The sequence below is a fragment of the Nostoc sp. genome, from assembly GCF_036916575.1.
Taxonomy (GTDB): Bacteria; Cyanobacteriota; Cyanobacteriia; order Cyanobacteriales; family Nostocaceae; genus Nostoc.
Genome location: NZ_JBALGC010000009.1, coordinates 16,766 through 28,763, shown reverse-complemented (window position 1 = coordinate 28,763; position 11,998 = coordinate 16,766). Strand labels below are relative to the sequence as shown.

General features: G+C 40.3%; 14 protein-coding genes. 5 read left to right on the top strand and 9 right to left on the bottom strand.

Going from position 1 to position 11,998, the window contains the following annotated elements:
- A partial coding sequence (locus V7L29_RS03620) for a WD40 repeat domain-containing protein (RefSeq protein ID WP_334734565.1) occupies positions 1-363 on the top strand: 363 nt, incomplete at its 5' end.
- Between the two features lie 207 nt (positions 364-570).
- Positions 571-774, top strand: coding sequence for a hypothetical protein (locus tag V7L29_RS03615; RefSeq protein WP_334734564.1), 204 nt, complete (start codon positions 571-573; stop codon positions 772-774).
- A gap of 65 nt (positions 775-839) precedes the next feature.
- On the opposite strand, the gene V7L29_RS03610 is transcribed toward V7L29_RS03615, so the two are convergent.
- Entirely contained in the window at positions 840-1,256 is a 417-nt protein-coding gene (locus tag V7L29_RS03610) for a hypothetical protein (protein WP_334734563.1), read from the bottom strand.
- Between the two features lie 60 nt (positions 1,257-1,316).
- Positions 1,317-2,108 (bottom strand): Uma2 family endonuclease, encoded by a 792-nt coding sequence (locus V7L29_RS03605; RefSeq protein ID WP_334734562.1) that lies wholly within the window; start codon positions 2,106-2,108, stop codon positions 1,317-1,319.
- Positions 2,109-2,372: 264 nt separating this feature from the next.
- On the opposite strand from V7L29_RS03605, the gene uvrA reads away from it, so the two are divergent.
- Together uvrA and V7L29_RS03595 are read left to right on the top strand one after the other, a co-directional pair.
- Positions 2,373-5,303, top strand: a complete 2,931-nt coding sequence (gene uvrA / locus V7L29_RS03600; RefSeq protein WP_334734561.1) for an excinuclease ABC subunit UvrA — start codon at positions 2,373-2,375, stop codon at positions 5,301-5,303.
- A gap of 151 nt (positions 5,304-5,454) precedes the next feature.
- Positions 5,455-6,594 (top strand): PIN domain-containing protein, encoded by a 1,140-nt coding sequence (locus V7L29_RS03595; RefSeq protein WP_334734560.1) that lies wholly within the window; start codon positions 5,455-5,457, stop codon positions 6,592-6,594.
- Between the two features lie 161 nt (positions 6,595-6,755).
- Here V7L29_RS03595 and V7L29_RS03590 read toward each other — a convergent pair whose 3' ends face one another.
- The 5 genes from V7L29_RS03590 to V7L29_RS03570 form a co-directional block, all read right to left on the bottom strand.
- Positions 6,756-7,196 (bottom strand): helix-turn-helix domain-containing protein, encoded by a 441-nt coding sequence (locus V7L29_RS03590; RefSeq protein ID WP_334734559.1) that lies wholly within the window; start codon positions 7,194-7,196, stop codon positions 6,756-6,758.
- Positions 7,197-7,219: 23 nt separating this feature from the next.
- Positions 7,220-7,621 carry a type II toxin-antitoxin system VapC family toxin gene (locus V7L29_RS03585; protein ID WP_334734558.1) on the bottom strand — a complete coding sequence of 134 codons (402 nt, stop codon included), beginning with the start codon at positions 7,619-7,621 and terminating at the stop codon, positions 7,220-7,222.
- Positions 7,621-7,857 (bottom strand): hypothetical protein, encoded by a 237-nt coding sequence (locus tag V7L29_RS03580; RefSeq protein ID WP_334689514.1) that lies wholly within the window; start codon positions 7,855-7,857, stop codon positions 7,621-7,623. Before V7L29_RS03580 ends, V7L29_RS03585 begins: the two co-directional genes overlap by 1 nt.
- A gap of 130 nt (positions 7,858-7,987) precedes the next feature.
- Entirely contained in the window at positions 7,988-8,398 is a 411-nt protein-coding gene (locus V7L29_RS03575) for a DUF2358 domain-containing protein (protein WP_334734557.1), read from the bottom strand.
- An 81-nt stretch (positions 8,399-8,479) separates the two neighbouring features.
- Positions 8,480-8,716, bottom strand: a complete 237-nt coding sequence (locus V7L29_RS03570; protein WP_334734556.1) for a hypothetical protein — start codon at positions 8,714-8,716, stop codon at positions 8,480-8,482.
- A gap of 240 nt (positions 8,717-8,956) precedes the next feature.
- Here V7L29_RS03570 and V7L29_RS03565 point away from each other — a divergent pair, with 240 nt between their 5' ends.
- Positions 8,957-9,169, top strand: a complete 213-nt coding sequence (locus V7L29_RS03565; protein WP_334734555.1) for a helix-turn-helix domain-containing protein — start codon at positions 8,957-8,959, stop codon at positions 9,167-9,169.
- 51 nt (positions 9,170-9,220) lie between these two features.
- Here the strand turns inward: V7L29_RS03565 and V7L29_RS03560 are convergent, their stop codons facing one another.
- Together V7L29_RS03560 and V7L29_RS03555 are read right to left on the bottom strand one after the other, a co-directional pair.
- A complete protein-coding gene (locus tag V7L29_RS03560; protein WP_334734554.1) occupies positions 9,221-10,651 on the bottom strand; it encodes a serine hydrolase in 1,431 nt (476 codons plus the stop codon).
- 167 nt (positions 10,652-10,818) lie between these two features.
- On the bottom strand, positions 10,819-11,970 hold the full coding sequence (locus V7L29_RS03555; protein WP_334734553.1) for a glycoside hydrolase family 10 protein: 1,152 nt from the start codon (positions 11,968-11,970) through the stop codon (positions 10,819-10,821).
- Positions 11,971-11,998 lie beyond the last annotated feature (28 nt).

Below are 11,998 nucleotides of genomic sequence, written 5' to 3'. Positions count from 1 at the left end.
AAGGAAATTGCCAAGTTACAGGGGCATGAAGATAGTGTCATAAGTGCCAGTTTTAGCCCGGATGGGCAGCGCATCCTCACCGCCTCAGATGACAATACAGCGCGGCTGTGGGACTTACAGGGCAAGGAAATTGCCAAGTTCCAAGGGCGTGATAGTGGGGGCATTATTGCCAGTTTTAGCCGCGATGGGCAGCATATCCTCAGCGCCTCAGTTGACAAAACAGGGCGGGTTGTGTCTATTTATGTGTGGAATGTGGAAAGCTTGGAGCAATTACTAGCACGGGGTTGTCGGTGGTTGCATAACTATTTAATTTATGCGCCTAATTTGAGTGATAGCGATAGGCAGCTTTGCAACAAGAAGTGATCAGGGGGCTAGTACCGCAAGGCGGAAGTCAAAAGTCAAAAGTTTTGGATATCAAGGCTTTTGCAAGTTTTAAAATGGTAGCTTGATTTACGTCGCGCTGTACTAGACTGCTGTAATGCTCAGTTTAAATGTATAGTGTGAGGCGTAGGCATAGCCCGTCGTAGACATCGCTCTATAGTATAAGGTAATGACTCTGTGCAATGACCTATGAAAGCTGAAGAATATCCCTTTGTTCAAGAGTTAATTACAGATAAAAAAGGTCAAGTTCTTAAGGTTGTTTTAGAGTTTGAGGAATATCAGCGCTTGTTAGAAGCTATTGAAGACGAGGGACTTTATCGAGCCATGCAAGCAGTGACAAGCGAAACACCTTTGAGGATGATTGAGGCTCTTGCAGAACTTGAACAGCCATGAACTGTGAGTATATGCCTACTTTTATCAAAGACCTGAAGACGCTTAAAAGTACTCCGGTGTTTGAGTCAGTGAAATCCCTTGTTTTTGAGGAAATTCCTAGCTATTCCAGTCTGGATGAATTCAGCAATCTGAAAAAACTCAAAGATGCTGATAGTGCATATCTTCTGAGGATTGGAGATTACCGCATAGGCTTCACAGTTGCAGGAGATATAATCACCTTTGTTCGGGTTCTCCATGTAAAGACATTTACCGCTACTTTCCATAGTTAAAAATGCGATCGCTCCGCCATGAGAAAATGCGTAGGCGTAGCTTGTCGTAGATATTGCCTGCTGCAACACTAAGCTTAAATGTAGAGTCAAAGGCGATCGCTTGATAATGAAGAGACGCAATTCAAGTTCTGAACTCGGCGTTTTGAGTTCCGAACACGAACGACCGAGCAAAAAGGTCGAACTTCCGAGTTCCGAACACGAACGGTCGAGCAAAAAGGTCGAACTTCCGAGTTCTGAACACGAACGGTCGAGCAAAAAGGTCGAAGTTCCGAGTTAAACCTCCGGTTCCACTCCCAGCGCTTTTAACTGAGCGGCCAATCTCTCTGCACGCTGACTTTCTTGTTCGGCACGCTGACTTTCTTGTTCGGCACGCTGGCGTTCTTGTTCGGCACGCTGTTGAGCAGCGTTTTTCTCTTGCCGTTCTTTTGCTGTTAACTCCAAACCCCACAGTAATAATTCGCCGTTATCATTCCACCAACGCAACCAATAACCTGTGCGGTTTTCTCGGCTTCCTTGCCATACGCCTAAAAACAAGTTCATTTCGACAATCCAGTGACGATTATTTGCATCCGGTGTTTGCAGTTCATAATGTCCTAAATCATCTCGCCGATAAACTTCTAAAACTCCACCATCTGGTTCAAAAATGGCATAGTTTGCTACTTGTAAAATCTGCTCATAATAAAACCATTTACCTGGGGGATAGGTCGGTTTACTAGAATACTCTCCACCTTCGGTATCCGAGAGAAATTCCATCACAATTACCGGAATATCACCTTGCAGTCGTGGCGTATAACTGCGCTTCACTTCTTCTCGTGAGACTCGAATAGATGATACATAACCCCAATCTGGCGCTTTGACCACAAATCGATTATTCAAGGTGGCGCAAATACCGTAGTTAGTAATGGTTAAAGCATCGGCGGGCAGTTTGTCGGCAAGTTCCAAGCTTTCTGTTAAAGCAGCAGCCAAAAGTGGCTGATTAATGTTATCCACTGGCTCGTTGTCTAAAACAAAATCATCAGGTAACTTTTCCCAGGTAACTTTATGGGTGGCTGCATTAGCTAGCATAATCAGAATATCTCAAGTACAACTTCAATTTTTAATAGTCGATGACCTCTGGCTGGGTAGACGGTTGGATTTGCGATACCATAGCTTCGCCCTCAGAAGGATATTTAATCGGGATGCTTCCAAATTAGCAGACTCTTAAGGATGTCTGCGGCATGAATCTGGAGCAATAAATATCTATAACAGTACGATTGTTCTACTATAAATCGATTAAAGATAGTATTATTAAGGACTGTTTCATCAGAAACTCCCTCTTCGCCGCCCAATATGTCAGACCAACAGCTAGCAGCGTCCTTGAATGGACATCTTCCCTACCCCAGCCACAACAGCCAGAATACCATTCGGATTCGGGGTGCTAGGCAGCATAATCTGAAAAATATTGACTTGGAATTGCCACGCGATCGCCTGATTGTATTTACTGGCGTTTCTGGTTCTGGTAAGTCTTCCCTGGCCTTTGATACGATTTTCGCTGAAGGGCAACGCCGCTATGTGGAATCCCTCAGCGCCTACGCCAGGCAATTTCTCGGACAACTGGATAAGCCAGATGTAGAGGCGATTGAAGGCTTAAGTCCAGCAATTTCCATTGACCAAAAGTCAACGTCTCATAACCCCCGTTCCACTGTCGGTACGGTGACGGAGATTTACGACTATTTGCGACTGTTGTTTGGTCGAGCTGGCGAACCCCATTGTCCGATATGCGATCGCTGTATTGCACCCCAGACAATCGATGAGATGTGCGATCGGATTATGGAATTACCAGACCGCACCCGCTTCCAAATTCTTGCACCTGTTGTCCGGGGGAAAAAAGGCACACACCGTAAGCTTTTGTCAAGTCTGGCTTCTCAAGGTTTTGTCCGCGTGCGGATCAATGGCGAGGTACGCGATCTGTCAGATTCAATTGAATTAGATAAAAATTTTACCCACACCATCGAAGTGGTAATTGACCGCTTGGTGAAAAAGGCTGATATTCAGGAGCGTTTGGTTGATTCCCTGTCTACGTGTCTTAAACAATCGGGTGGTATTGCAACCATTCTGGTGAGTCTACTTGCTGACGATGGACAAGAAAAAGAAGAAGAATTAGTATTTTCGGAAAACTTTGCCTGTCCAGAACATGGGGCGGTGATGGAGGAACTATCGCCGCGATTGTTCTCGTTTAACTCACCTTATGGTGCTTGTCCGCACTGTCATGGAATTGGGACTTTAAGAAGATTTGCGCCAGACTTGATAGTACCTGACCCAGAAGCGCCAGTTTATGCTGCGATCGCGCCTTGGTCAGAAAAAGATAATTCTTATTACTTGGAATTACTCTATAGTGTGGGACAGATTTATGGGTTTGAGTTACAAACAAATTGGAACAGGCTGACAGAAGAACAACAGCAAACTATTTTGTATGGAGAGAAAAATGAACGAACCGCAGAGGCACAGAGAGAAGTCCGAGCGGAGGCTTCCTCCGATCGGAACTTCGGGAAGAAGCAGAGTTTTAAAGGTGCTATTCCAATTTTGCAACGACAATATGAGGGTGGTTCGGAATTAGTTAAGCAAAAATTAGAGCAGTATTTAATTGATCAGCCGTGTGAAGTTTGTCAGGGAAAACGGTTAAAACCGGAAGCCTTGGCGGTGAAGTTGGGACAATATGGAATTTTAGAATTAACTGGAGTATCAATTCGGGATTGTCGAGAGAGAATTGAGCAATTCAAGTTGAGCGATCGCCAGTTACAAATTGCTGATTTAGTCCTGAGAGAAATCAAAGCTAGATTGCAATTTTTGTTAGATGTAGGTTTAGATTACCTCACCCTTGACCGTCCCGCCATGACCCTTTCTGGTGGGGAAGCCCAACGAATTCGTCTAGCAACGCAAATTGGTTCTGGTTTAACAGGAGTTCTCTACGTTTTAGATGAACCGAGTATTGGTTTGCATCAACGAGATAATAGCAGGTTGCTTAAAACCTTAACAAAATTGCGCGATTTGGGTAATACATTAATTGTCGTTGAACACGATGAAGAAACAATTCGTGCAGCCAACCACATAGTTGATATTGGCCCTGGTGCAGGAATTCATGGCGGAAATATTGTCGCCCAAGGTGATTTTCAGGCGTTATTAGCAGCAGAAGATTCCTTGACAGGTGCTTATTTATCAGGAAGACGGGTAATTACCACACCAGCAGAACGCCGAGAAGGAAATGGGCGCAGTTTGGGAATTAAAAATGCCCATCGCAACAATTTAAGAAATATAGATGTTGAAATTCCACTAGGTAAACTTGTCTCCATTACTGGTGTGTCTGGTTCTGGCAAATCTACTCTGATTAACGAATTACTCTACCCATCTCTGCAACACCATTTAACTAAGAAAGTTCCCTTACCGAGACATTTGGATAAAATTCAGGGATTAAACGCAATTGATAAAGCGATCGTTATCGATCAATCTCCCATTGGACGCACACCACGTTCAAACCCTGCAACTTACACAGGAATTTTTGATGCGATTCGAGATGTATTTTCCCAAACAGTTGAAGCCAAAGCTAGGGGTTACAAACCTGGACAATTTTCTTTTAACGTGAAAGGTGGACGTTGCGAAGCTTGTAGCGGACAGGGTGTGAATGTTATTGAAATGAACTTTCTCCCAGATGTTTACGTGCAATGCGAAATTTGTAAAGGTGCAAGATACAACCGTGAAACATTGCAGGTGAAATACAAAGATAAGTCAATCTCTGATGTTCTGAGAATGACAGTTGAAGAAAGTTTAGACTTTTTCCAGAATATTCCGAAAGCGATCGCCCGTTTGCAAACATTATTTGATGTCGGGTTGGGTTATGTCCAACTAGGACAACCTGCGACTACCTTATCTGGTGGTGAAGCGCAACGGGTGAAATTGGCAACAGAACTATCTCGACGCGCCACAGGTAAGACACTTTATTTAATAGATGAACCGACAACAGGGTTATCTTTTTATGATGTCCATAAATTATTGGATGTGTTGCAAAGATTGGTAGATAAAGGTAATTCAATATTAGTAATTGAACACAACTTAGATGTAATTCGTTGTTCTGATTGGGTGATAGATTTGGGGCCAGAAGGTGGCGACAAAGGGGGAGAATTGATTGCTGTGGGTACACCGGAAGAAGTTGCAAAAAATCCCAGGTCTTATACTGGGCAATATTTAAAGCAGGTGTTGAAACAGTATCCGGCGATAAAGAAGTAGAGTTTTTTGTCTCACGCAAAGGTGCAAAGACGCAAAGCAAAGAGTGCGAAAACAAGGACTTTTATTAAGACCCCCTTTTTTATTGTTGCGTGTTATATTTGTATAAATACACACTATGCTTTAAACATATATATTAGGGAATTATCAACAAATGAATATGCGTGATTTATTTCCTGGCTATTACCAGCCAACAGAGGAAGAGTTTGCTGAACTATGGAAAGAATGTATATTTTCATTCGATACAAATGTTTTATTGCATATCTATCGTTACTCTCCTAAAACTAGAGAAAGATTATTTGATATTCTTCAAAAGCTTCAGAAAAGGATTTGGATTCCACATCACGTTAGTTGTGAATATCACAAGAATCGTCCAGATGTCATATCTCAACAGTTAAAAGCTTATGATAAAATAGGAAAAATTTTAGAAGATAATTTAAAAATAGAAAAGATAGGAAGCCTAAAAAAAGATTTGGAAACATATAAAAAGCACCCTTTAATTGATGTTAAGCAAATAATATTAACTATTGAGATAGCAATTAAAGAAGTTATTACAACAGTTAAAAATGATTTACAATCTTCCAAATATAAGCATCCTGAAATCATAAAAAATGATGAGTTTCATGAGCAAATAATAGATGTATTCAATGGCAGAATTGGTAATAATCAAGATAAGCTAAAAGATATTTATAACTGGGCTGAAGAAAGATTTAAATATTCAATACCACCAGGTCATGAGGATGGCTCCAGAAAACCAGTACCAAATAAGTATGGTGATGCTATAATTTGGTTTCAATTGATTAAGTATGCCAAATCTGAGAAAAAACCTATAATCTTTGTGACAGATGATGACAAGGAAGATTGGTGGCTAAAAGGTGATGGAAAAACCATCAGCCCAAGACCAGAGTTAGTACAAGAAATGTTAGCCGAAGCTGGGGTTCAATTTTACATGTATTCAACTGATAGATTCATGAAATATGCTGAAAATTTTCTCAAGCTTCCAGAGCAACCAGAATCTATTGAAGAAGCTAGAGAAATTATGATACAGGAAGCGGCTACTCAAGATTTATCAGATGTTTTTGAAGAGGTTAGAGGTTCCTCAAACTCTGAGATAGGTGTATCAGAGTACAGTTTTAAAGAGCAAGCACAAAGTATAGCGGAGATGACAAAACTTAACTCTACAATTACAGAACAGCTGCGAAGTATAATGGAGATGACAAAACTCAACTCTGCAATTACAGACCAACTGCGAAGTATAACGGAGATGACGAAAATCAACTACCGACTTAAATAATTAAAGCAGTAATATAGCGGTTCATGACCTGGTGAGGTACGTTTTTAAAGCTGCTTATTTTGCTAGAAAAGATTTAAATATACCTTTGTTGCTTGGAAAACGCTATAGTATAAGATTTTTCATCAAGAATTAATGCGTAATTTAATTAAGTTAGCTGTTTCTCAGAATAAGCGATCGCTTATTCTGAGAAACAAACTTGCGTCAATATGAAAAAATTTTCCCAAAGCCTCAGCTTGTTCTTTCGTGATTTCTAATTCGCCATTAATGATTTTAGTAAACATCTCGCTCGAACTAAGAATTTCTACTAAATCAGCTTGTTCCAAACTTCTAGCTTCTATCAAATACTTGAGTCTTGAGCGAGGTGTTGAAACATTAAGCTGATAGTGCTTATCTTCAAAATCCTCAATCAGTTTTACCAATAATTCAAACAAAGCATCTTCTTCAAGAGTCAGATGGGAACGAGAAAGCAGTTCTTCAACAGTTTCTAAAAACTTCTCGTTTTCCTCTTCTGTCTTGATAATCTGAGGTTGATGTTGAGCCAGCAATTGACTGTAAATATCTGAGTTAAAACTAATGGTCATTTTTCCAGGAGTCTTTGTCATACCCAATTACAAAGATTTTCATCCTACCAGATTATACCTACCCCAGATAAAGGCATTCTAGTGTCTCTACTAATCAGGGGTAAACCCAAATACTTAGCAGTGGCTGCAATAATTCTGTCAGGCATATCAGGAACACTGTCTCGTGTTATTGTTGCCAATGCTGTAACTACCTCATCTGTAAGATTTGCTAGAATCATTCCACTAGTCCCAGCTATTAATACAGTATCTAGCTGAGACTTCATATCCGCTGATATACGTCCTTTTTCCTGTAAATAAACAATTTCTACAAGGCAAATCGTTGGGATGTAAATAACAATTTCACCGCGTTCGCACTCCTCAAAAGCCTGGTTAGCAGCAGGACTAAGACGCGTACTATCTTCTAAATACCAAATCAGGGCATGGGTATCTGTTACCAGATTAGACATCAAACGTCCTCTCTAGGGAAGTTTGCCCACATTTGCTCTCTAATTTCTGCAATGTCTGACTCACTGATATTACTACCTCGCCACAGCCCTCTTAAAGACTTGCGCGGTTTTGGTTGAATCATTGTCAACTCTCTTTCGATTTGCGGTGCTACTTGTTCAATCAAGCGTACCTTATCTACTAGTGAAAGCTGCTTTACTAATTCAAGAGCTTCTTCTAACCTTACTGCTTTCTCCATTTTGTCTAGCCTTAACTATTGTCAACAGCTTATCATTATCTTAGTCCATAATAAGGAGTTATTTAAACTAGATTTTACAACCTATTTAAACCTTAATTATTCTTCTAAACATTGAATATATAACAGCTAATTAGCTGTTTCCTCCCCTTTGCCAAAACTGTTTTAAAATTTCCCCTGGCTTTCTATCCCAGGTGTCGATATGCTCGTATATCAACTTATCTTGGTTGAGTTTATACGTTGAATAGCCATTAAAAAGTAAATGCGCTTTCCAGGGAACGCGCAACACTCCCCGCACTGTCCACTTTGCTAAAATCGTGTCTTCGGCTGACTGATAAACTTCATGCACATCAAAGTAAATTTGGGTAAAAAATAGCCGAGCGTGAAATCGCAAAGTCCAAAATATAATGCGATAGTTAAATTTGTATTTGAATGTATTTACCGGGTCTTTAAAGTAGATATCCTGTGTATAGATGTTATAGGAAATATCTTTTTGAAAAAGTGTTGGTAAATCTTGTTTGAGAGTTTCAATTATCTGTTCCATCTGCAAATGACTGTGTAGTTTAAATTTTTGCCATTGCCCCCAACTACTATCAGCTAGAGGCGATGTCTAGGCACTTAAGTGTTAAACGCTAACATTAATGTAACGAATCAATATTTGAATTACCTCACCACTGACAGGAGATGGTAAAAGTGGAGTCCATTCGCCCACTTTGGCAAAGCCAAGAACATGCAACTGGTGAACAACACTATTCACGTTTTTGGTAGCACCGCAGGCTATTAGGCGAACAGGTTGTTTGCCTTGAGGTGCATCAGGTATAGGCGCTTTGAGTAAATCTGAAACTGAAAGAGGTTGTATCATAGTCAGTATCACCTGATTTTTAGTTGATGAACAAGCGATTGCGCTCAAGTTGTCCAGGCAAGAGGCGCGTAGGCGTAGCCCGTCGTAGACATCGCTTTTCACATATTGAATCTACTTGAATTCAAATACTTCAGCAATTGCCGCTCAAGCTAAATATATGACCGCAGCGGTTAACTTACCAAAAATTTATCAGATATAGTGCTACCATCTGCATTATAGTAATTGAGTAAATATTGAGTTGTGATTCACTGGAAATTAGCAGTCATAATGGCTGAACGCAATATTAAAAATAATGAGCTAGCCTGCTTAATCAATATGAATCCTATCTTTATCTCTAAACTAAAAGTTCGTCGTCGCTTCACTAGAATTGATGAATCTACGTTGAATGCACTTTGCAAAGCACTCAACTGTCAGCCAGGGGACTTATTAGTTTATGAAGAGGATAAAGCCTGATACTAAATAGACGCGCTCTGTTCGGAGTGTGCCTCTGTGCTGCTGTTCAAATTAACCAGAGCTGCTTTCAGGTATGCGGGTAAATAAAATCTCTTTTACAGTCGGCTCTAGGGGAACGGCGACGCTAGTAATATTGCCTTTAGTATCAGTTAAGAAGGATATAAGTTCTGGTTTATCGCCCAACTCATATTCAACAAAAATATCATAATGGTAGTGTTCTAATTTATAAATAATCGAATTATGAGTTGCTGTTAAATGATTATTATTAATTTCAACTGAGAAGACTCCGTATGCTGGATGCTCAAAATCACCTGTGTAATCTTCTAGAGGATGAGAAGGCTGGGTGAGAGTTTTACGATCTGAGGCTATTTGCTCTTTAGCTTTTGCAGTAGCTTCTTTGGCTTGAGCATATTTTTCCTTCATTCGTTCATTCCAAGGAACTTCGTCTAGACCAAGCAAGTGATCGCATACATAATAAGTCACAGTATTTATTACTGGGTTTTTATCCAAATTAGTCAGAACTACTATACCAATATTGTCTTGAGGCAGCAAAGTTGTCCGCGCAGAAAATCCATCAATATTACCGCTGTGCTGAATTAAATTATGACCTCGGTAAGCAGAAATCCACCATCCCAAACCATAAAAATAATAGAAAAGCTCATCATATTCCAGTGGTTGACCAATCACAATTTGTGGAGAGTGCATTTGACTCAGATTACTTGGCGAGATAATTTGTCTATCACCATACTTCCCCTGATTTAAATGGAGTAAAAGCCAATTAGCCATATCAAAAACGTTGGAATTTATCGAACCTGCTGGGCCACAAACATCAGCATTACAAAAGGGCATTTTCTCAACTTTATCGTTTTTTTCTTGATAAGGCAGTGCAAAATCATCAGCTTTTTGGCATTTCTCTACAGAGAAATTACTATCTCTCATTTCTAAAGGATTAAAAATTTCCTGTTGCACAAATTTTTCCCAGCTACTCTCGGCAATTTCACCAACCAAGTAACCAGCGGTCATGTACATCAAATTTTGATACTGAAAAACAGTACGCATTTCGTAAGTTGGTTCAAGATATTGTAAACGCTCGATTATTTCTTTACGAGTCAAGAGACTTTTATACCAAACTGCATCGTGACGAGGTAAGCCAGACCGATGAGTTACAAGGTCACGAGGTGTTATGTGTTCAGTTGCATAAGAGTCATAAAGTTTAAAAATGGGCAGATAATTTCTGACAGGTTTATCCCAGTCTAATTTGCCACGATCTGCCAGGATAGCGATCACCATTGTGGTAAAGGCTTTCGTACAAGAACCAATCGCGAAAAGAGTTTTGGGGGTAACAGTTAAATTTTGTTCTATATCTCGTTTTCCAAAGCCTTCACAAAAAATTATTTTGCTATCTTTAACAATTGCGATCGCTAGTCCAGGTATTTTCCATTCTTGCATCGCCTTATTGATAAATTCGCTCAAACCTTGCATAATAACTGTTCACACTCCAATAAAAAAACATCTTCAATTCCGTCCATAAAACTCAGATTAAATCTGAGTTTATTAATTTTTAATTTTGGATTGGTATTACTTTTATACAGCAAAAAATATCACGAATCATGTAGTGGGGTAGAGTATAAAGCTTCTTGCATTTCTAGCTAAAAATTTCTCAAAAACCTCGCCACACCCTGCAAAATTGAAGATGACCTCTTATTGCTCACACCATTCCGACTTAAATCTGAGAAATTGGGAAATGATGCAGACTGAGCATAAAGCCCATTTCGCAAAACTTTCGCTAGGGCATTATTATTTTCGCGCAAACCTTCGTAAAAAAAGAATACCTCTCCTTGAATGCCAAGTTGGCGATTATATTCAATTGCCTGCACCAGATATTCGGGACTTATACAATAACTGCCAAGCTTCATCAATATTCCTGGTGCTAACTTGGGCAGTGTCGCATCTGTGAACTGCTGAGTTACCAGTTTATCAGCGATCGCCTGATAACTCCTAAAGTCGCGGCGATAAATCTGCGGCTGAATCAAATCAACTATTCCCCGCTTCAGCCATGTGGGTGAGTCTTGCAAATATTCCTGGAATGCCCAATCATAAACATTAGGTGCGATCGCTACTAGCAAATTAGGATTAACTGCCTTCACCTCCCGGTAGAGACGCGCCAAGAACTCAGTGAGAATATCTGCACGCCACTGTAACCATTGTCTGTTCTTGGGGTTTTGTGGTGGATTGTGATTAAATTGCTGATGATAACGTGCTAGAGTTACTTGATCATAGCCACCTTCAGAGGGTAATGCTGGGAAGCGATCGTCACCTTGAACACCATCTACATCATAATTCTTTACAACTTCCAGCACCAAGTTCAACAAGAATTCTTGCACCTGTGAATCCAGTGCATTCAGCCACTCAAAGCCATTTTTCTTCAGTAAGTTGCCCTTACAATCACGGGCAGCCCATTCTGGTTTTTTCTGTAAAAGTATACCGCCATTCAAATTGTAGGAACTGGCAAAACCGTATTCAAACCAAGGGATAACTTTCAACCCAACTCGCCGCGCTTCAACCACCACTTCTTCTAAAGGGTCACGACCTACACATAGAGGGTCAATTTCGACTCCAAAGGTCTGCTGCATTGTTTGACTAGGATACTGAGTTACAGCCTTGTTCCAAACAACGGGGAACACTACATTAAATCCTGTCTCGGCAAGCAAATCCATCGCCTCAGCAATACGTTGCTTTGACCTGAGAACTTTACTATCAGTAGTGGTCAGCCAGATACCACGTGTTTCTATTATTGCCATTTCTATAAATTGAAATTCTCGGCGCTGG

Bases quoted from the DNA above. Each gene is read 5' to 3' on its own strand.
- V7L29_RS03615 (WP_334734564.1), top strand. From the start codon at position 571: ATGAAAGCTGAAGAATATCCCTTTGTTCAAGAGTTAATTACAGATAAA.
- V7L29_RS03605 (WP_334734562.1), bottom strand. From the start codon at position 2,108: ATGCTAGCTAATGCAGCCACCCATAAAGTTACCTGGGAAAAGTTACCT.
- uvrA (WP_334734561.1), top strand. From the start codon at position 2,373: ATGTCAGACCAACAGCTAGCAGCGTCCTTGAATGGACATCTTCCCTAC.
- V7L29_RS03595 (WP_334734560.1), top strand. From the start codon at position 5,455: ATGAATATGCGTGATTTATTTCCTGGCTATTACCAGCCAACAGAGGAA.
- V7L29_RS03590 (WP_334734559.1), bottom strand. From the start codon at position 7,196: ATGACAAAGACTCCTGGAAAAATGACCATTAGTTTTAACTCAGATATT.
- V7L29_RS03585 (WP_334734558.1), bottom strand. From the start codon at position 7,621: ATGTCTAATCTGGTAACAGATACCCATGCCCTGATTTGGTATTTAGAA.
- V7L29_RS03580 (WP_334689514.1), bottom strand. From the start codon at position 7,857: ATGGAGAAAGCAGTAAGGTTAGAAGAAGCTCTTGAATTAGTAAAGCAG.
- V7L29_RS03575 (WP_334734557.1), bottom strand. From the start codon at position 8,398: ATGGAACAGATAATTGAAACTCTCAAACAAGATTTACCAACACTTTTT.
- V7L29_RS03570 (WP_334734556.1), bottom strand. From the start codon at position 8,716: ATGATACAACCTCTTTCAGTTTCAGATTTACTCAAAGCGCCTATACCT.
- V7L29_RS03560 (WP_334734554.1), bottom strand. From the start codon at position 10,651: ATGCAAGGTTTGAGCGAATTTATCAATAAGGCGATGCAAGAATGGAAA.
- V7L29_RS03555 (WP_334734553.1), bottom strand. From the start codon at position 11,970: ATGGCAATAATAGAAACACGTGGTATCTGGCTGACCACTACTGATAGT.